At 62.5% G+C, this 19,361-nt stretch carries 15 protein-coding genes; 2 read left to right on the forward strand and 13 right to left on the reverse strand.

Annotated elements, in window-relative coordinates:
* Positions 1-2 precede the first annotated feature (2 nt).
* The 5 genes from cfaB to hflK (I5961_RS28375) form a co-directional block, all read right to left on the reverse strand.
* Positions 3-1,190: a C17 cyclopropane fatty acid synthase CfaB gene (cfaB, locus tag I5961_RS28355; protein WP_227233975.1), complete on the reverse strand. Its 1,188-nt coding sequence runs from the start codon at positions 1,188-1,190 to the stop codon at positions 3-5.
* 177 nt (positions 1,191-1,367) lie between these two features.
* Entirely contained in the window at positions 1,368-3,275 is a 1,908-nt protein-coding gene (locus I5961_RS28360) for a heavy metal translocating P-type ATPase (protein WP_227233977.1), read from the reverse strand.
* On the reverse strand, positions 3,272-4,330 hold the full coding sequence (gene hflK / locus I5961_RS28365; RefSeq protein WP_085702263.1) for a protease modulator HflK: 1,059 nt from the start codon (positions 4,328-4,330) through the stop codon (positions 3,272-3,274). The genes I5961_RS28360 and hflK (I5961_RS28365) overlap by 4 nt, the downstream gene beginning before the upstream one ends.
* Complete coding sequence (gene hflC / locus I5961_RS28370) at positions 4,327-5,373, reverse strand: protease modulator HflC (RefSeq protein ID WP_085696676.1); 1,047 nt, start codon at positions 5,371-5,373, stop codon at positions 4,327-4,329. The genes hflK (I5961_RS28365) and hflC overlap by 4 nt, the downstream gene beginning before the upstream one ends.
* The gene (hflK, locus tag I5961_RS28375) at positions 5,370-7,316 is read right to left on the reverse strand and encodes a protease modulator HflK (RefSeq protein ID WP_227233978.1); all 1,947 of its coding nucleotides are present in this window, start codon (positions 7,314-7,316) and stop codon (positions 5,370-5,372) included. Before hflK (I5961_RS28375) ends, hflC begins: the two co-directional genes overlap by 4 nt.
* Positions 7,317-7,525: 209 nt before the next feature.
* Between hflK (I5961_RS28375) and lpdA the strand changes: the two genes are divergently transcribed.
* Complete coding sequence (lpdA, locus tag I5961_RS28380; RefSeq protein WP_227233980.1) at positions 7,526-8,926, forward strand: dihydrolipoyl dehydrogenase; 1,401 nt, start codon at positions 7,526-7,528, stop codon at positions 8,924-8,926.
* A 37-nt stretch (positions 8,927-8,963) separates the two neighbouring features.
* Here lpdA and I5961_RS28385 read toward each other — a convergent pair whose 3' ends face one another.
* On the reverse strand, positions 8,964-9,437 hold the full coding sequence (locus tag I5961_RS28385; RefSeq protein ID WP_007954205.1) for an Lrp/AsnC family transcriptional regulator: 474 nt from the start codon (positions 9,435-9,437) through the stop codon (positions 8,964-8,966).
* 144 nt (positions 9,438-9,581) lie between these two features.
* On the opposite strand from I5961_RS28385, the gene I5961_RS28390 reads away from it, so the two are divergent.
* Entirely contained in the window at positions 9,582-10,211 is a 630-nt protein-coding gene (locus tag I5961_RS28390) for a LysE family translocator (protein ID WP_227233982.1), read from the forward strand.
* Here I5961_RS28390 and I5961_RS28395 read toward each other — a convergent pair.
* From I5961_RS28395 to I5961_RS28425, 7 genes are read right to left on the reverse strand one after another with little or no spacing between them, the layout of a single operon-like run.
* Complete coding sequence (locus tag I5961_RS28395) at positions 10,208-12,346, reverse strand: hypothetical protein (RefSeq protein ID WP_227233984.1); 2,139 nt, start codon at positions 12,344-12,346, stop codon at positions 10,208-10,210. The genes I5961_RS28390 and I5961_RS28395 overlap by 4 nt on opposite strands.
* On the reverse strand, positions 12,333-13,526 hold the full coding sequence (locus I5961_RS28400; protein WP_227233985.1) for a DUF3142 domain-containing protein: 1,194 nt from the start codon (positions 13,524-13,526) through the stop codon (positions 12,333-12,335). Before I5961_RS28400 ends, I5961_RS28395 begins: the two co-directional genes overlap by 14 nt.
* 48 nt (positions 13,527-13,574) lie before the next feature.
* A complete protein-coding gene (locus tag I5961_RS28405) occupies positions 13,575-14,393 on the reverse strand; it encodes a class I SAM-dependent methyltransferase (protein WP_085696665.1) in 819 nt (272 codons plus the stop codon).
* Positions 14,387-15,541 carry an acyltransferase family protein gene (locus I5961_RS28410; protein ID WP_227233987.1) on the reverse strand — a complete coding sequence of 385 codons (1,155 nt, stop codon included), beginning with the start codon at positions 15,539-15,541 and terminating at the stop codon, positions 14,387-14,389. Before I5961_RS28410 ends, I5961_RS28405 begins: the two co-directional genes overlap by 7 nt.
* Complete coding sequence (locus tag I5961_RS28415) at positions 15,538-16,434, reverse strand: class I SAM-dependent methyltransferase (RefSeq protein ID WP_227233988.1); 897 nt, start codon at positions 16,432-16,434, stop codon at positions 15,538-15,540. The genes I5961_RS28410 and I5961_RS28415 overlap by 4 nt, the downstream gene beginning before the upstream one ends.
* Positions 16,431-17,735, reverse strand: a complete 1,305-nt coding sequence (locus I5961_RS28420; protein WP_227233989.1) for a glycosyltransferase — start codon at positions 17,733-17,735, stop codon at positions 16,431-16,433. The genes I5961_RS28415 and I5961_RS28420 overlap by 4 nt, the downstream gene beginning before the upstream one ends.
* On the reverse strand, positions 17,729-19,276 hold the full coding sequence (locus I5961_RS28425; RefSeq protein ID WP_227233991.1) for a glycosyltransferase: 1,548 nt from the start codon (positions 19,274-19,276) through the stop codon (positions 17,729-17,731). The genes I5961_RS28420 and I5961_RS28425 overlap by 7 nt, the downstream gene beginning before the upstream one ends.
* Positions 19,277-19,361: the final 85 nt, after the last annotated feature.

Consider the following 19,361-nt stretch of genomic DNA (forward strand, 5'->3'; position numbering starts at 1 on the left):
GTTCAAGGGTTGTAGATGTCGTCCCTGGTCCACGGCAGTTCATGGCTGCCGTCGGCATGGGCTTTCACGGCGAGAATCTGGTGCAGGTTGATCCAGCCGCGAGCGAATGCGTAAGCGCAGCCCGCCAGGTACAGACGCCAGATACGCAGCGCCTGCTCCGGCACCAGTTTCGCGGCGGCTTCAAGATTGTCCTCCAGCCGTTCGCTCCAGTGGTCCAGGGTGCGCGCGTAATGCAGACGCAGACTTTCGACGTCGACAATCTCCAGACCCGCTTCGCTGATCTCGGCCGAGATCATCGCCAGGTGCGGCAGCTCGCCGTTGGGGAACACGTACTTCTCGATGAAATCCCCGGCACCGCGCCCCACCGGACGGCCATCGGTGTGCTTGGCGGTGATGCCGTGGTTCATCACCAGACCGCCCTCTTTCACCGCGCCGAACAGGGTTTTGCAGTATTCGGCGAGGTTGGCGTGGCCGACGTGTTCGAACATGCCGACGCTGACCACCTTGTCGAAACGCCCGTCCTGAGGCAGATCGCGGTAGTCAAGCAGCTGCAGTTCGATCTGGTCTTCCAGGCCTTCAGCCTTGACCCGCTCACGAGCCAGCGCCAGTTGTTCCTTGCTCAGGGTGATACCGAAGACCTTGGCGCCGAACTCACGGGCGGCGTAACGCGCCAGACCGCCCCAGCCGCAACCGACGTCCAGCAGGTAATCACCTGGCTGCAAACGCAGCTTGCGACACAGGTGCCGGAACTTGGCCTGTTGCGCCTGCTCAAGGGTTTCGCTGCCGGTTTCGAAATACGCACAGGAATACGCCATGTCGCTGTCCAGCCACAGCTGGTAGAACGCGTTGGACAGATCGTAGTGATAGGAGATGGCCTTGGCGTCGGTTTCCTTGTCGTGGAGCGTGCGCACCGGGTGACTGTCTTCGTCTTCATCAAGCAGCGCGGAGCTCAACTCATCGCACACCCGGATGACCTCGCTGATCGACCCTTCCAGTTCGAGTTTGCCCTCGACGAACGCCGCCCCCAGCGCGTCGAGGCTTGGATGGGTCAACTGGGACACCATCAACGGGTCCTTGACCACGATGGTGACGCTGGGCGTCGGGCCCAGATTGAATTCATGGCCGTCCCAGAGTCGCAGGCGAAGCGGAAGCTGCAGATTCTGTAAGGCCGGTGGAAGTTGCGCGAGCATGGAATATCCCCCTGGTTTCAGACGTCTGATCTGAGGGTAGACCATCCTTGAAAATTAGCAGGCTATCGATCTGATAGTCGCCGACTATCAGCCACAGCGGCTGTCACCGCGCGGTCATCCGTGTTTCAGTGCGCCTTCTCAAATGACTGCGAGAGCGGCGCACAGTTCGAAAAATGATCAGTCCGACGCCTTCAGTTTCAGCAGCGGCTCCTGAAAACGCAGCAGCCGGCCAGCATTGCCCAGCACCAGCAGCGTGCTCAGGTTGTGCAGCAATGCAGCGATCATCGCGCCCGCCGCACCGAGCCAGCCGAAGGCCGCGAATACCACGATGGCCAGCGTCCAGCCCAGGCCGATGATCACGTTCACCTGCAAGGTTTTCCGGCACTGACGACTCAGGCGCACACAGGTGCCAAGCCGACGCAGGTCACTGCCGATCAGCACGATGTCGGCTGACGCCAACGCAATGTCCGCGCCGCCCGCGCCCATCGCCACCCCGACGACACCTGCCTTGAGCGCCAGCGAATCGTTGATCCCGTCGCCGACCACCATCGGCCGGAAGCCGTTATCGATTTCCTTGAGCACTCGGTTGAGTTTGTCTTCGGGCAACGCCTGGGCTTCTACTTCGTGCAGGCCGACGTCCTTGGCCAGGGTTTGCGCAACGCTCTGCCGGTCACCGGTTAACAACAGTTGCCTCCCCAGCCCGAGGTCACGCAGCTCGCTCAACGCAAATCGCGCTTCCGGTTTGACGGTGTCGGCCAGCAACAGCCAGGCGAGAAATTCGCCATTCAATGCCAATCCGGCAATCGGGCCATCGTGTTCGGGGATCGCGGTGGTCGGGATGCCCAACTGCGCAAACAGCTCCGGGCGCCCGAGTGCGGCCTCGCCTTGCGCGGTTTGGGCCACTACGCCCAACCCCTGCCGCTCATGAATATCGGTCAGCACCAACACCTCTTCCGCGCTGACCAGTCCGGCCAGCGCGCGGCTGACAGGATGGCTGCTCGCCGCGCCCAGGCTCGCGGCCAGTGCCATTACCGATCCGTGATCCGCTCGCGGGCTGCTGATCGACTGCAAGCGCAGCGTGCCGTAAGTCAGGGTGCCGGTCTTGTCGACGACCAGCGAAGTGAGATCAGCCAATTCCTCCAGGAACGCCGAACTGCGGATCAGAATCCCGTGCCGAGCGGCCACCGCCACTCCGGCAATCGCCGTGGCCGGCGCCGACAACACCAGCGCGCATGGGCATGCCGCCACCAGCACCGCGAGCATCGCCTGTGCATCGTTGGTGATGAACCAGGTGACTGCCGCAAGCAACAACACCAGCACCATGTAACTGCCGGCATAGCGTTCGAGCAAACGGGTGATCGGCGGCTTGGAGCGTTCGGCGTTTTGCATCAGCGCGATGACCTTGCCGAGGGTCGACTCATCCCCGGTACGGGTCACTTCAATTCGCAGCAACCCGTCGAGGTTGATCGCGCCGCCGAACACTGCCATGCCGACAACCGCCTCCACCGGCACCGACTCACCGGTGATCGACGCCGTATCGAGGCTGGCCTGACCGGACACCACCCGACCGTCCGCCGGCACGCGATCGCCGGCGCGCACTTCGACTTTGTCGCCGGCCTTGAGCGCACCATTGTCGACTTCGATGACCGAGCCGTCCGCCTGCACCTTGCGCGCATGGCTGCGCGTCAGTTGGCCGAGGGCATGAATCGCTTCCTGGGAGCCGATCACACTGCGCTCTTCCAGCACATGGCCGAAGATCATGATGATCGGCAACAGCGCAGCGGTGAGCAGATCGCCCGTGGCCCAGGCCCCGATCATCGCCAGGGCGATCAATTGATCAGTGATGCCGTGCAGGCTCGGATAACGCAGGCTGAACCACGCCGAACGCATCACCGGCACCGCGACCAATAAAGAAGCAAATCCGAGCAACAACTGACTGACGCCGGTCTGTTCCGGCATCAACCAGCGCCAGATCAGTCCAAGACCAAGCAAGCCGAGGGCGAGCATCGCCAGGGTCAACTGGCGCGCGGCGCGGCGTTGTTCGGCCGAGGACAACAGGCTCGGAGCGGAGGTGGTGGCAGTCATTGGCTGGCTCCCTGAATGATCAGGCGTGAATCGTCTTTCGGATCGACCGTGGTCACCGAACCGGCCTGGCCGAGAATCTTCGGCATCCGCTCGCGGTACAAACGCAACAGCATTTGTGGGTCAGTGCCCTGCTGTTGCGCCTTGGCCAGACTCAGCACCGTCGCCGTGTCGGCGGAGGCTTTGGCCAGGCGCTCACCGGCCTGGGCGTGGGCGACTTGCAGCGTGCGGTCGGCCTGTTCGTTGGCGGACTGGGTCAGCTTTTCAGCGTCCGTGCGGGCATTGGCGACCGCCTTGTCGGCTTGCTGGCTAGCGGTGAGGACGGCGTTGAAAGCACTCACCGCCGGCTCCGGCAGGCTCGATTGCACATCGACCCGCGCCACTTCGATGCCGATGCCCTGACCGCTCGCCTTCAACTCGGCGAGACGTCGGTTGATGCCTTGCACCAGATCACCGCGCAACCGTTCGCGACGTTCGGCGGCCTGATTATCAGCACCGATCAACTCGGGCCGCGCCACCAGAATCGTGTCCAGATCCCGCGCAGCCGTCAGCGCAACCGCGCTTCGCGTCACCACTCGATCCAGTGCCGGCAAAACATGTTCGCCTTGCAGCACAAAGTCATAGGGATCGGTGACCTTGTAGAACACCCGCACATCCAGCTGCACAACGCCGGCATCACCGGTGAGCAGATAACCGGAACCGGCCAGCGCGTCACTCAGCGGTGTGGCGAAGGTGGCGACGCGATCCGCCCGCACGGCCTGATCACTGCGCAGCAGATTTTCCACCCGTCGCTCAATGACCCGATCCGCCGCCGGCAACAAAACCACCTGTTCAAACGGCTGCGGCCACGCCAATAGCAACCCGGCATTCTGAATGCGATCCAACGCTCCGAAATGCAAAACCATCGCGCGATTTTGTGGGTCAATCTGCCGCACATTGGAAAATGCCCAGGCCAACGCCGCGAGCACCGTTACCGCGTACAGGGCGAAAAACGCCAGACGTCCCGCTTGAATCCAGGGACTGTTCAGCGAATGTGTTCCACGTGGAACTTCATTCATGGCTGCGTTCCGCTTTTGCTGTCGAGATTGGGCGGACCGTCGACCAACACCCGGAATGGCGCGGCGTCGGTGCGCAGGATCAGCTTGGTGTCTGGCGAAACGATGGTGCCCAGGGTGTCCAGCGAACGCAGCAAGTTGTACAGCTGCGGCGAACCGGCGTAAGCACGTCCGTAAATCTGCGCCGCTTCCACCCGCGATTGGGCTTCGATATCGGCGGCTTTCACCGTGGCATCGGCTTGCACGATTCGCGCATCGCGTTCAGCGGCGGAGCGGATTTGCGCCGCTTCACGCTTGCCGACAGCGGTGCGTTCGGTGGCGATGGTTTCGCGCTCGGCACGCATCCGGTCAACCGTTGCAGTCAAGGTCACCGATGGCAATGTCAGCCGTTCGATGCCCACCTGCACCACGCGCACCCCGTAAGTGGCGAGCAGTTGCTGATCGATTTGCTGACGCAGCTGCGCTTCAAAATCGGCGATGCGAACCTGACTGGCATCGGTGTTCACCAGATTGGCCAGATCGAAACTGCTGGCCGTGGTTTCCAGCGCCGAGCCGACAAACGTCCGAATCTGCCGCGCCGCTTCGTCCGGCTGGTTCTGCACGGCGCGCATGAAGCGCTGCACATTGTCGGGGTCGCCTTGTACCTGCCAGGCGACGTAAGCCTGAACGATGATGCGCAAACCATCGCGGGTGCCGACGTCCTGCAAGCCGCTGGAGGTCGTGCGCAAACGCAGGTCTACCGGAATCGCCGCTTCGAACGGTGCCGGCCAGCGCCAGCTCAGACCCGGTTCCAGCAACACGCGGGACGGGTTGCCAAACCGCGTGATGACCGTGGCTTCACCGGAGCGTACTTGCACCAGGCTTGCCGCCGCGATGGCAAAGGCCACCAGCAACGCTGCCCAACCCATGCGTTTCCAGGGAAAAGGCCCCGCCTCTTCCGGCGCGCCGTGGTGATGGTGATGATGCCCGTGATGGTGATGACCGCCGCCATGAGCATGATCGTGGCCGCTGTGGTCATGGTGATCGTGAGTGTGCGACTGGCTCAATGGGTGGCTCCTGGCTGAGCGGTGGTGCGCGCCGGGTCTGCCGGCAGCGTGAACGTACGCAGATCGATGGTCGGCGCATTACTGCTGCCGCCCAAGCGATGGTCGAGTACCAACAGTTTGGCTTTGCTCAAACCCTGGCTGAGTTGGCTGAGGTATTGCTCCAGCACGAAGGCTTGGCCGGCGCTGGCGTAGGCCTTTTGTTCGGCGCTGAATTTCAGGTCCGCCGCCTGGGCCGTGGCATTGATTTCGTGGGCGTTGGCACTGGCCTGATCCCGAGCGAGACTGGCCTGCAACTGCGCCTGGTTACTCGCTTCGGCAGCAGCGCCGCGCTCGCGGGAGATCAATGCCTGAGCGCCGATCTGTGCCGCTTGCACACTGTGATAGGCATTGGCCGCCCCTGCCGGCGGGTGGATCGCTTCGACCACCGTGGCGAGAATTTCCACGCCGCTGTCGAGTTTCTGCAGATCGCTTTGCACGGCGCGGCCGATTTCTTCGGCGAGCCCGGTCCTGTCCTCGCCAAGCAATCCGTCGAGAGTACGCGAGGCAAAGTCATGCACCAGAATCCGGCTGGCGGTGCTGCGGATCAGCATCGGCACATCGGCGCTGTTGTAGGTGGCGGCCAGCGCGGCTTGATCGCTCAGGCCGATGCGGTAGACGAAGCGCACATCCATGTTGACGATCTGAAAGCTCTGCTGATCGCCACGGCTGCTGGCGATAACCTGAGACTTGTCGTTGACATGGCTGGCGTCCCACAAACGATTCGCGGTCAGAGGCGCCGGCCCTTCTGCCGGATCCAACTGCGCGGGCGTCGGGTTCTCGCCGACGCTGGTCGCCAGTTCGTGCACAACACCATTTTCAACATTCAGCACGCGCCCCAGCGGCCAGGGTAAACCGGCGTGCAAACCCGGACCGAAAACCTGCACCGGTTTGCCGAAGCGCTCGTAGATGCCACGGCTTTGCAGCGGAATTTCGTGAAGGCCGGTGAGCAGCCAGCCCACCGCTGCCACCAGCAGCAACACCGGCAAGAAGGCGCGACGCATGTAACTGAAGGCCCAGATCTGACGCAGATCGATGCCGAAACGGTTGTGCAATTCGTGCTGCAATGCGAGCAACGGTTGTGGCGGCCAGCGCAGCAAATCGGCGACGAAACTGCGCGCCAGCAATGCCGGCTCGAGTTGTTCGCGGCGCGGGCTGAACAGCGACAGCAGCGCACGCAGCAGTAATTCCAGGGCAACCAGTCCCGGCAGAATGCCGATCAACACTGCCAGACGCACCGGCCAGATTGCACTCTCACTGGCGAAAAGCAGGCACAACGCGCCCAACACCAGACTGATGATCGCCACTCGCGTCAGTTGCGCCAGCGCTCCAGCCTCGGGCCATTGCGCCGGGTTTTCCTGAGCCAGTTGCCGCTCCAGCACCAGCAGAGCGAATGCCAGCAGCAAAGCGATGGCCGCGCCAACCGTGGCAGACAAGCCCACACCCGCCGCCGGCAACGCCAGATTCCATATTTGCTCGATGCTCAACAGCACCAGCACCGACCACCCGCCCAACCACAATGTGGCCGCGCCAATCTGCCTGAGCAGGTGCAGACTGCGCTGGCTCATGCGATCCAGCAGGCGCTCGTACCAGCCTTCCGGCGCTGGTTCCTCAGCAGCCGTCACCGGCACGACGGGATTGATCACCCGCGCCCGCCAGCGCGTCACCCACCACGCCGATTGCAACCCGGCCACCAGCACCAGCAACGCCGCGCTCTGATTGACCAGCAATGCGGGCCACAGCGATTGCGGCGCAAACAGGCCGACGAAAAACGCCAGCCCCCATCCCGCCCCGGCCAACACGCCCAGACCGATCGCCAGGCGACGCAAACGCCGGCCCTGCGTCGCCGCTTGCTGAAAGCGCGGCATCGCGGTCACCGGCGTGCCTTCATCCAGATCGACTTGCATATCCCCCAAAACCCTTGGTTTTCCACACATATCGTTACGATATAACGAAAGTCGTGAAATATTTGTACTCATTTGCGCCATTCAAAGATGCGCAACCTGTCGCTTGCCTGAAGCCTTGACCGAAATGTCTGGAAACGCACATATTACGTTCGTAATTTTCAGTGCGAACTACTTTTACCGATCCGCATCCTTAAGCCAGGAGTGAGAGCATGAGCAACTATGACGTGGTGATTCTGGGCGGCGGCCCCGGCGGTTATAACGCAGCGATCCGCGCCGGCCAGCTGGGCCTCAAGGCCGCGTGTGTCGAGGGCCGCGCCACGCTGGGCGGCACCTGCCTGAACGTCGGCTGCATGCCGTCAAAGACGCTTTTGCACGCGTCCGAGCTGTACGAAGCGGCGCTGGGTGCGGAGTTCGCCAACCTCGGCATCGAGGTCAAACCCACGCTCAACCTTGCGCAAATGATGAAGCAGAAAGACGAAAGCGTGAGCGGCCTGACCAAAGGCATCGAATTTCTGTTCCGCAAAAACAAAGTCGACTGGATCAAGGGCTGGGGCCATATCGACGGCCCCGGAAAAGTCAGCGTGACCGGCGATCAGGGCAGCCGGATCGAGCTCACCGCCAAGGACATCGTCATCGCCACCGGCTCCGAGCCCACTCCCCTGCCCGGTGTGGAGATCGACAATAAGCGCATCCTCGACTCAACCGGCGCGCTGTCCCTGAATGAAGTACCCAAACATCTGGTAGTGATCGGCGCGGGCGTGATCGGCCTCGAACTTGGCTCGGTCTGGCGCCGGCTCGGCGCGCAGGTAACCGTGGTGGAATACTTAGACCGCATCTGCCCCGGCGTCGACGGCGAAGCCGGCAAAACCCTGCAACGCTCGCTGAGCAAACAGGGCATCAGCTTCAAGTTGAGCTCGAAAGTGACCAGCGCCACCTCCTCGGCCACTGGCGTACAGCTCAGCGTCGAACCCGCCGCTGGCGGCAGCGCGGAAATCCTCGAAGCCGATTACGTGCTGGTGGCCATCGGTCGGCGTCCGTACACCCAGGGCCTGGGCCTGGAAAATGTCGGCCTGAGCACCGACAAACGCGGCATGCTCGCCAATAAACAGCATCGCACCGAAGCACCCGGCGTGTGGGTGATTGGCGACGTGACGTCCGGGCCGATGCTCGCGCACAAGGCCGAAGACGAAGCCATGGCCTGCATCGAGCAGATCGTCGGCAAGGCCGGCGAGGTCAATTACGACCTGATTCCCAACGTGATCTACACCCGCCCGGAACTGGCCAGCGTCGGCAAGACCGAAGAGCAACTGAAGGCCGAAGGCCGGGCGTACAAGGTCGGCAAATTCCCGTTCACCGCCAATAGCCGGGCGAAGATCAATCACGAGACCGAGGGCTTTGCCAAGGTCATCGCCGATGAGCGCACCGACGAAGTCCTCGGCGTGCATCTGGTCGGGCCGAGCGTCAGTGAAATGATCGGTGAGTTCTGCGTGGCCATGGAATTCAGCGCCTCGGCCGAAGACATCGCGCTGACCTGTCACCCGCATCCAACCCGCTCCGAAGCGTTGCGTCAGGCGGCAATGAATGTCGAGGGGATGGCGACGCAGATGTAAGCACTGTGCGAATACTTCCCGCGCAATGCGGGAAGTATCAGGACGGCAGATGCCCCAGCGGTAACGCGCCGGGCGTCTTCACTGTGTGGATCGCAAAATTGCTGCGGATATCGCTCACCCCCGGCAGCTTCAACAGACATCCGGTGAGGAAGCGGTCATAAGCGCGCAGGTCCGGCACCACCACTTGCAGCAGAAAGTCTGATTCTCCGGACACCAGGAACGCCGAAATCACCTCCGGCAACGCCGTCACCGCCCGGTGGAACGCCTCAGCCTGTTCATCGTTGTGGCGCTCGACCTTGACCCCGACAAACACCGTCAGCCCCAACCCCACTTCATCACGATCCAGATTGGCCTGATAACCGCGAATGACTCCGGCCTCTTCGAGCATGCGCACCCGGCGCAGGCACGGCGATGCCGACAGACCGATTTCATCAGCCAGCTGCACATTGCTAAGGCGCCCGTCCCGTTGCAGCGCGGCGAGAATCTTGCGGTCGAAGGCATCCAGTTTCATGATTGGCAGATCCTGATGGTTTAGGCGGTGAAAGTGTGCAGATTATGCCAATTCATCCGCCCTTAGAAGCTGATTACGCAACCACCTGCCCTGCCCTTCGGCCCTAGACTGAGGCGACCGAATCGACAACGAGAGGGGTGCGACATGGCGAGTCTCTGGCTGTTTTTCCTGGCGTTGGGGGTGGTCTATCTGCTGCCCGGCCCGGACATGATCCTGCTGTTGCAGACCGGCGCCCGCCAGGGACGCGGCGCAGCGCTGGCCACGGCGATGGGCCTGGCGATTGCCCGAGGTTGCCACGTCGCGTTGGCGGCGTTGGGTTTGGCGGCGCTGTTCAAGGCGGCGCCGTGGACGTTCGATGCCGTGCGGATCGCCGGGGCGGCGTACTTGCTGTGGATCGGCGTTCAATGTCTGCGCACCACGCTGTTGCCGGATCTGAACGCCGACACCGTAACGGACAGTCATGCGCAGTGGTACGCAGCCATCCGTCGCGGCCTGCTGACCAATCTGCTCAACCCGAAAGCGTTGCTGTTCTGTTCGGTGCTGCTGCCGCAATTCATCGTGGCGAATGGCGCACCGGTGCTGACGCAGTTTGCGCTGCTCGGCGCGATGTTGGTGGGCGCAGGTCTGCTGTTCGACAGCGCCTACGCCCTGACCGGCGCCGCGCTGGGCCGCTGGCTGAAACACAGCCCGACAGCCCAACGAGTGCAACAGTGGCTGTTCGGCAGCCTGTTGATCGGCTTCGCCGTTCGCCTGACGTTTGTCCAGCAGGCTTAAGGTTTGCGGGCCTTGCGTTGGCGGCGAGCAATCAGCAACAACGCCACGGCAGTGAAGGCCACAATCGCGCCGATCTGGACCGGCCACTTGTACGGCCGCAGTGTCGAACGCACCGAATCGGTCACCTGAGTGACGTAGCGCTTGTCGGCGTTTTCGAAGTCCGGATAAGGGCATTGATGGCCGAAATCCACGGCCCACGGTACGTACGGCCCTTCGTCGACATAGCGTTTGTACAAGGCGCTCTGCTCTTCCAGGCTGCTGTTCCAGCCCGCCGCCGAGCACAATACGGCGGCGAATGCCTGACTGGTGTGCGGCAGATTATCCGCCGCCCGACTGGCCAGCGCCGTCGCGACGAACCGATAGTGATAACGCTCATCCGGCTGCGCCTCACTGGCTTTCTGACGTTGCACTTCGGCTTCGCTCACCAGCGGCCCGACTTTGAGCCCGGCATTTTCCAGGCTGTAGTTGCCGCCGAAGGTCGCGTAATCCGGGGCCATTTCGTAGCCCAGAATGTCCATGCCCCACTCACGGGCCGTCCACGCGGCATTGAACAGCGCGCTGGCACGCTTGGTTGGCCACCATGCCGAATCCGCCTTCAGGCGTTGCTCACCATAGAGCCGGGCCTTGTTCTGCAGATCGGCGCTGTCGAAATAGCCGACCGCCTCTTCATAACGCCCCTCACGCAGCAACCGCCGCCCCAGCAGATTGCGCAGGCTTGCGGCCACCGGCAGCGGCACGTAATTGTCGCGATCCTGCTGGCTCAGCGCGGGCGGTGCCGGGACATTGGTATCGACGTAGTTTTTCAGTTCTTCGACCGTCAGCACCCGCTCGGCCACGGTCGCGGCGTCGAACCAGTAAATATTCCGGCTGCGATACAACTGGTCAAAAGCCTGCAGATACTCGCCACGTTGCAGCGCGAGAATCGCGCTTTCACCCTCGACCCGGCACTTGGGCTGCACGCTTTCGAGATTCCAGTCGGCGGTGCGCCGCTCACCCCAGGATTCGTCCTGCGGGAACGCTTGCGCGGCTTTTGCGTAGGCCGCAGCTGCTGCGTTCTTGTCGCCGTCGCGCACCGCCAGTTTTGCCCGCAACCACCACGCCAGGCCACTGTCGCCAGCGTGTTCGAGGAACGCCTTGGCGCTGGCGTAATCGCCCTGTTGGTAATTCATCGCCGCCAATCGATCAGCGTTGTCGAGGCTGCCGCGCGTGCTCGCTTGCAGGGCCTTGACCAGCTTCTTCTCGTTCGGCGGCTCATCGCCAAACGACCAGCCCATCCGGCTGATGAGCGAGGCGGTCACCAGTTGCTGCACCGCTTCGCCGCGCAGCAATTTCGCCAGCCGGTCTTCGGGCTCCTCGGCCAGCTCGTTCATCAATTGTTTGAGCGAGGTGTAACCGACGTTCGAGCCGTGCAGGTTCTGCGCGGCATAGAGCTTGATGGCATTGTTCCAGTCACCTGCCGTGCGCAGCGCTCGCGCCTCTTCGCCGAGGCTGGCCACGCCGAGTTCCAGCGGATCGCTGAAACCGTCGATGCTCAATTGCCGGGTCTGGCGGAAGGCTTCGATGGCGTTTTCCAAAGCTTGTAGCGCATCCCCGGCTTCGCTGCTCATGGCAAAGAATGCCCGGCCCAGTGAATAAGCCGCCCAGGTGCTGCGCAACGCGCGCTGATCGGCCGGCAGCGCCAGCAACTGACGGAAATACTCGACAGCCAGTTGATGGTCACCGGCGCCGAACGCCACGGCGCCCGCCACATATAGACGCAGTTCCGCCGGCAGGCTCGCGCCCTGCACGTCGACCTGACGCGCATCGGTCAGGCTGCGCAGTCGTTTGACCAGTGCCTGCTGTTCAGGTGTCAGACCGATCTGCTCGGCCTTGTCGCGCACCTCGGCGGGTTCTGGCGCCTCGGCGTAGATGTCATCCGGATTATGGGTGGCGGCGGTGACGTTCTTCAGCCCGGCAATGGTTTTGCCGAGACGACTGATCTCGAACCTGAAGTTGCCCTCCGGCAGTTCCGCCAGCGATTGCCCGCGATCGTCGAGCAGACGCATCGGGAAATCAGGGCCGCAGGCCAGGGCCGATCCCAGCGGCAGGCTGAGACTCAGACAAAGCAGATGGCGGGGCCAGTTACGGGTCAACATGCGAACCTCCTTGATCAATATTTGCGCAGCGTGCCCAACCGATCGCCCGCTGCCCGCCCGCCGGCAATCGGCCGTCGCGCAGGCGGGTGAAGGTAAGCAGATCCGCCGTCTGTTGCAACGTGTAACCGGCGAGCGCATCAGCCCCTTCACAGCCCCGGGCCTTGATGGTGATGCGGGCGGGCCAGGTGCTGTCGAGGTTACCGACGTTACGCAAGGTGATGTCATTCACATCGTTCTGTTCGGTGAACACCAAGCCGAGCTGGCTGTTCAACGCATCGCCTCGGGCGACCGCACGCAACGTGCTCAGGCTCCAGGCTCTGCGGTCGTTGGCCAACGGCAGCCGAAACCAGATCAGACCGGCCAGATGCGCCGGGCGATCCTCGCGTAATGCTTTGGCCAACCGGCCCAACTGTTGTGGATCGGCCAGCAATTCGCGTCGCTGGCCGCCACGTTCGAGCGGCACTTCACTTTCCACCACCGGGGCGCCATCGGTATTCGCCAGCAACGCCACGCCGTAGGCCGGCAGCGCCAGATAAAACGGCTTGTTGGTCACCCGCGCCCAGGCCTTGGCCCAGCGCTGCGCCTGCTCGGGATCGAACAGACCGTGACGCGGATCGCTGACGGCGTGCACCTGCAACACGCTGCTGTCGACGGTCGTCAACAGCGCCGGCAATTGCGGGCTGTCGAGCCAGGCGGGCAATGCGGTGATGCTCAGGGGCAGGCTGGCCGGCAATGCGCCGCGCAAGTGAGTGAGGAATTCGATGTAAGCGGGCAGTCGGGCACTGCCGGCGTCATGGTCGATCTCGACGCCGCTCAGGTTCAGCCCCTGCCCTTGCCAGTCGGCAAGTACTTGAAGGATTTGCGCAGTGACCGCTTGCGGGTCGAGCGCCTTGAGCTGGCCGTCGAGGCGAATTACTGCGATCAACGGCCGGGCATCGCGTTTCAGCAGTGCGGTATCGATTCGTGCCCGACTCCATCCCGCATTCGGGAAAGCCTGCAGCGCCAATACCCGCAACGTCGAAAAGTCACTGCGACTGTCGTTCAGGGCAGGTTCATGGGCCGGCGTCCATTGCCGTTGCCAGACATAAAGCTGCTGATCGAGCGGCGCTGCGTCCTGCCGTTCACAAGCACACAGCAACAACACAGCCACCACGGCTGAACACCCGATGATAAAGCGCATACCTTGCAGATCCCTGAGACATCAGGCTGCAAGGTTACACAAAAGCGCTCAGGGCTTGCGGGCGATGATGACCTGACTCTTGGCCACCACCGCATCCAGCGCCTGCTTGATCTGCGCGCCGCGCGGCGAGTCCAGCACCGCTTGCCAGGTCTCGGCCCAGTGATTGAGCAGCGGATGATCCGGATTGCTGAATTCGACCTTGGCTTCCCAGAACAGCAACATCCACATCGACCAGTAAAAGCCGTACTGGCTGTGACTGATGATCTCGAGCCCCGCCTCGCTGACCATCGCCTTGAACTGTTCCTCACTGATGATGCGAATGTGGTTGGGCTTCTGGAAATACTCCGGTGCGGCGATGTCCTTTTGCAGGTCCTCGGAGCTGGGGTGCGGCACGCTGAGCAAATACAGCGCGCCCGACTGGCCGACCCGCACCAGTTCGGCAAGGAACTGCGCCGGGTCGTCGACGTGCTCGATGACTTCAGTGGACACCACGCGAGTGGCGGTGCCATCGGCGATCGGCAGCGGATTGCAATCGGTCACATGGCATTCGACGCCACGCGCCGGCGTATCGCTCAGGCGCTTACGGGTCGCTTCGACCTTGGCGCCGTCGATGTCGGCAATGATGATCTTCGCCCCGCGCATGCCGCAGAAATGCACGTTGCCACCGTCTCCGCAGCCAACGTCCAGCAAGGTGTCGTCGGCGGTCACCGGAAAGTCTTTGAACAGCTCACCGGTTTCCTGATTGAACCAGCCGCTGAGCATCGCATCGTGCAGGCCGAGCATATATGGGTCTACCTTGTCGGCGACCGGTGCGACAGCTTGTACGGGGGCCGGAGCCGCCGTGAGTTTTTTCAAAAGGCTCAGCATGAGGTGGCTCCAGAGGACGAGACGACGGTTCGCGAAGTGCCGAGGCGTTTCACCAGCGTGGCGCCTCGATTGCGCATGGGCATTTCGATAAAGCGGTAGTTGAGTTCGCTGAGCAGAACGATCAGGCCACCGGCGATCAGCAGCGTCACAATCGGATGCCCTGCCGGGCTCGGCAGACCGGCGCTCTGCAAACGGAAGGTCATTTCCCGCACCAGTTGATAGGCCGGGATGTGGATCAGGTAAATGCCGTAGGAGCGGCTGCCGATCCATGCCATCAGCCGTTGCAGGCCACCGGCCGGCAACAGGTAATTGCGATCGTACGAGGCGATCCACACCAGCACGGCGCTGAGCACGGCGATAGACCCGATGCGGTAACCGGCAAAGGTGAAACGGTCGGTAGCCATGAAGCTCAGCAGCGCTCCGAGACCGATCAGCGCGGACAATCCGGCCCATGGCCGACGCAGGAATACGGGCTCCCAACGGCGGTAACCCGGCTGCACGCTCCCTATCGCCAACAGCACACCCAGCGCCAGCGCGTCGGTACGGATCACCATCAGCAGTGGCGTACGCACGGTGAACAATTGCACCGCTACAAGTGCCAGCAATGCCCACACCAGACGCTTGCGGCACAGCAGGATCAATAGCGGAAACAACAGGTAGAACTGCTCCTCCAGCGCCAGACTCCAGTAGACGAAACTGCTGCCGTATTCGTAATGAAAGAACGCATCGGCAAAGCGGAAGTTGGCGTACTGAAGCACGCCTGCCAGGGTGGCCTGAACGTTGGCCGACCATGTGCCGAATGCCCCCGAACGGTTGAGAAACACACACGCCAGCAGCATCAGCGCCAGCCACAGCCAGGCCGACGGCAAGAGGCGAAAGACCCGGCGCAGCCAGAAATTGCGCGTCTGCTCCCAGTATTCCTGGCGATTGCTGCAACCGCGCAGCGCCGGGATCAGGCTGCGGGCGATAACAAACCCGGAGATGGCAAAAAACAGGTCGACGCCCCACCACGGTTGCGCTACGGCATGGATCCTTTCAAGCAGCGGTACCGGGTCGGTGAACAGGCTGCCCTGCAAGTGATGAAACAACACGCCGAGTACCGCGACAGCTCGCAAGACTTCGATGTCCATGATCCGTTTGCCGCTCATGACACACGTCCTGTATCAATCGGTTTGCGGGCGATGATCACCTGACTCTTGGGCATGAACCGGTCGAGCATCTGTTTGATCGCCAATCCATCGGGCTGCGCCAGCAAGTCCTGCCAGGTCCTGGCCCAACTCTCCATCAACGGTGGATACGGTGCCTGGATCCGGTCGCGCACGGCACCGTCGAGGTCACGTCCGGCAGCCCGTTCGCTGGCCCAGAAAAAGATCATGCCCATCACCCAGAAAAAACCCGTGGCCTGACGATGCTCGATCACCAGACCGGCATCCTCCACCAGGGCCGCGAAGCGCTCCGGGGTGAAGATCTGCACATGATTGGGTGACTGGTAATAACCCGCCGGAGCGATGCCTTGCTGCAAATGCTCGCCTACCGGTGCCGGCACACTGAGCAGATACAACGCGCCGGGACGGCCCATGCGCACCAGTTCGGCCATGAACGGCTCGGGCTGGTCGATGTGCTCCAGCACTTCCATGCACACGACCTTGCTCGCACAGCCGTCGCTCAACGGCAGTGGCAGACTGTTGCTGACCAGACCGAGGCTGGCCTTGCGGCTCTGCGCTTCGACTTGCCGGGCGAGGTCGCGCACCTTGTCGTGCTCGCTGTCGGTGAAGATCACCGAGGCGCCTTGGCGCACGGCGAACAATGTCGCCACGCCCTCGCCACAACCCACATCGAGCAAAGTGTCGCCGGCATCGATGACAAAGCCCTTGAGCAGCTCGCCACTGTCGCCGTGAAACCAGCCGTCGAGCATGGCATCGCGCAGGCCGACGTCTCGCGGCGAAACACTGGCGGCCAGCGGTTCAGGCGCAGCAACCGGCGAAGAGTCCGGCACCGATCGCGCAACCGGACGCAAACGCCTCAGCAATGCGCGGATCATGTGCCTGTGGCTTCCGTTGCAGCGACAGCGCGAGATTCCTGCACTTGAGCAAGGAAATCACGCAAACGCTGCTCGGCCACCGCCTGACTGCAGAACGCCTGGAGACTGGAAACGGCCTGCGCCGACATTTGCGCATAACGCCCGGGATCGTTCTTCGCCACCTCATAGCTGTTGCGATAGGCCACACAGACCGACGCCCAGTTGATCATGTAGCGCAATGTGCGGAACGCCTTGCGCGGATCGTGAGGCCAGGCGGTGAGTTCATCGGTGGACTCGACCAGAAACGCGTTGTCGGTGCTCAGGTAATCGATCATTGCCGTGGTGCGCGGCGCCACCGCTGGTTTGCCGCAGGACATGAATTCCATCAGCGGCAGGCACTGGCCCTCGCCGTAGGAAGTATTCACCACGTAACGGGTGGCCTGCACCAGACGCTCGTAGTCCGCGTCCGCGAGGTAGCCATAAATCAGCACGATGCGGCAGCGGTAGGACTGGTTTTTGTACAGGTGATGAAGAATGTCGCCGAGCGCCTCTTCGGCATCGTGATGCGTGAGCTTGAGCACCAGCGTCGCGTCTTCGATGTCGCGGAACGTCACGCAGAATGCACTGAGCATGTCTTCCCAGTTCTTGCGTCCGTCACCGGGATTGAACACCGATGTGTAGACGACACCGTCCAGCAGCAGCTCCTGCTCGCGCACCGGCGCCTGGAAATCGATGCCCTCGCCACGGCGCAAGTGTTTCGGGCCGAACGCGTCGAGATTGAGCTGACGACTGTCGGCGACCAAACCCTTGATCGTCAGTCGAACCGGTCCTGTCGAGGGCTGCCCCTGAGGCTGCGTGCCGCGGGCCGCGAAGCGATCCCACACCGGCGCCGGCACCGCGACAATCGGGTAATCGGCACCCATGGCTTCGCGCACCGCATTGACCGTGTAGCTGGAATGAGTGAGCGCCGCACCACAGGCCTGGAGCACCATGCGCCAGTCATTGCGCGGCTCGTTGTCGAAGGGTTCGTTGGGAATGGTGCTGAATTCCCAGGCGAACACCGGCAGCGTCGGGCATGCCAGATGAATCGGCGTGCGGTGCGGCGGCGAGAACGACAGAAACACGCACGGCTCGCCACGGGACAGGCATTCCAGATACAGCGCATCGACTTCGCGCACCGGGTCGACGACTTCCACCACACGCCCAAGGCGTTCGAGCACCGGTCGGTATTCCTTGAGCACGAAGTAATAGCTGTACTCCGACCGCCCCAGGTTCTGCGCGATGGTGTGCTGGTTGGTTTCCGAGTGAATGATGATCAGCATGAGGCGTTATCCGTCACGGGGGCGGCATCGGCAGCCAGCGGCACGAGACCGAAAAAGTCCGCCATGCGCCGTTGCACCGGAGCGAACGCGCAGTAGTCGTGCATGCGTTCGACAGCAGCGGCGGACATGCGCGCGTAATCCTGCGGCTGCGACTTGGCCATCCGGTAACTGTTCTCATAGGCGCGTTTGAGCGAAGCCCAGTCGGGCCGATAGCGCAGGGTGCGGTAGATGATTCGGGTGTCCTGGGGCCAGATCGTCAGCTCTTCGCTGGACTGCACGACGAAGGCCACCGTGTCGTCGATGTAGTCTTCCATCGCCGTATGGTCCGGGGCGATCACCGGTTTGCCGCTGGACATGAACTCCATCAGCGGCAGGCACAAGCCCTCACAACGTGAGGCGTTGACGTAAAAACTGGCAGCCCGGTAAAGCCGCGCGTATTGCTCGTCGTCGAGATAACCGTGCATCACCAGCACCCGGCAGGCGAACGGTGTCAATTGCGCGAGCAAGGTCATCAGTTCGCTGTAGTAGGACGCCAGATCGTTCTGGGTAATCTTCAGCACCAGGGTCGCGTCAGGCGTTTCGCGAAAGGCCCAGCAGAACGCGGTGATCAGATGGTGCCAGTTCTTGCGGCCGTCTTTGGGGTTGAACACAGTGACATAGACCACGCCTTCCACCGCAGCCTCGACTACCGAAGAGGTATCCGGCAAATCCAGCGGAGGTGGCTCGGCCACAGCCACCGCATGCGGCGCGGCGATGGCCGGGAAACGTTTTTCAAGCCAGGCGTGTGCGCTGTCCGACAGCAGATCCTGCACACCTTCCCAGTACCAGTTGTGCAGGTATTTCACCCGTTCTTCACCCGCGTCCAGCATCCACAGGCGCAGATAATGACGGGCAATGACCAGGCGCCGTTTGACCGTCAGCGGTGGCGGGCGCAGAGCCTCGATTTCAGCCAGTTGCTCGGCAGTCAGCGGTTTTGGCAGCAAGTCATCGGCAGACAGTCCCAGCGTGCGGCTGTCGAAAATGCAGCCCTTGATTGCCAGGGTCGCGCCGGTATTGATCGGCGCACTGGCAGGCTGCTCACGAATGGCGGCGAAGTTTTCCCACAAGGGTGTCGGCAGCACGAGTACCGGAAAGTCTTCGCCCATGGCGCGGCGGATCGCGCGGGCGGTATGGCTCGACAGCGTAATCACCCGTCCCTGTCGTGCGAGCATCTGCGTCCAGTCGTGGCGCGGATCGTCATCCCACGACTCATCGGGGATTGAATCGAACTCCCATGCGATCACGCAGATCGTCGGACATTCAAGGTCGGTCGGCGTATTTTGTGGCGGCGTGAAGGACAGGAAAACGCTGCTTTCCCCGGCGCCGAGCAGTGTTCGATAGAGTGGATCGACCTCGGCGCGGCTGGACACCACATGCACCCGCCCCAGGCTTTCCAGCACCGGGCGATAGGCCTTGAGCACAAAGTAGTAGCTGTATTCGGGACGCCCGAGACTCTGGCTGATGGAGCGGTCGTTGACATCCGAGTAGAGAATGAAATTCATGGCATCCCACGGTGAAACCACCATCCCGGCCGCTTCACGCTATGACGGCCAGGCGTCGGATCGAACCGGTATCAGCGGTGTTCGT

It is taken from the genome of Pseudomonas sp. IAC-BECa141 (assembly GCF_020544405.1).
Classification (GTDB): Bacteria; Pseudomonadota; Gammaproteobacteria; order Pseudomonadales; family Pseudomonadaceae; genus Aquipseudomonas.

Excerpts from the sequence above, each read along its gene's own strand:
- cfaB (WP_227233975.1), bottom strand. The coding sequence starts at position 1,190 with ATGCTCGCGCAACTTCCACCGGCCTTACAGAATCTGCAGCTTCCGCTT.
- I5961_RS28360 (WP_227233977.1), bottom strand. The coding sequence starts at position 3,275 with ATGACTGCCACCACCTCCGCTCCGAGCCTGTTGTCCTCGGCCGAACAA.
- hflK (WP_085702263.1), bottom strand. The coding sequence starts at position 4,330 with ATGAATGAAGTTCCACGTGGAACACATTCGCTGAACAGTCCCTGGATT.
- hflK (WP_227233978.1), bottom strand. The coding sequence starts at position 7,316 with ATGCAAGTCGATCTGGATGAAGGCACGCCGGTGACCGCGATGCCGCGC.
- lpdA (WP_227233980.1), top strand. The coding sequence starts at position 7,526 with ATGAGCAACTATGACGTGGTGATTCTGGGCGGCGGCCCCGGCGGTTAT.
- I5961_RS28385 (WP_007954205.1), bottom strand. The coding sequence starts at position 9,437 with ATGAAACTGGATGCCTTCGACCGCAAGATTCTCGCCGCGCTGCAACGG.
- I5961_RS28390 (WP_227233982.1), top strand. The coding sequence starts at position 9,582 with ATGGCGAGTCTCTGGCTGTTTTTCCTGGCGTTGGGGGTGGTCTATCTG.
- I5961_RS28395 (WP_227233984.1), bottom strand. The coding sequence starts at position 12,346 with ATGTTGACCCGTAACTGGCCCCGCCATCTGCTTTGTCTGAGTCTCAGC.
- I5961_RS28400 (WP_227233985.1), bottom strand. The coding sequence starts at position 13,526 with ATGCGCTTTATCATCGGGTGTTCAGCCGTGGTGGCTGTGTTGTTGCTG.
- I5961_RS28405 (WP_085696665.1), bottom strand. The coding sequence starts at position 14,393 with ATGCTGAGCCTTTTGAAAAAACTCACGGCGGCTCCGGCCCCCGTACAA.
- I5961_RS28410 (WP_227233987.1), bottom strand. The coding sequence starts at position 15,541 with ATGAGCGGCAAACGGATCATGGACATCGAAGTCTTGCGAGCTGTCGCG.
- I5961_RS28415 (WP_227233988.1), bottom strand. The coding sequence starts at position 16,434 with ATGATCCGCGCATTGCTGAGGCGTTTGCGTCCGGTTGCGCGATCGGTG.
- I5961_RS28420 (WP_227233989.1), bottom strand. The coding sequence starts at position 17,735 with ATGCTGATCATCATTCACTCGGAAACCAACCAGCACACCATCGCGCAG.
- I5961_RS28425 (WP_227233991.1), bottom strand. The coding sequence starts at position 19,276 with ATGAATTTCATTCTCTACTCGGATGTCAACGACCGCTCCATCAGCCAG.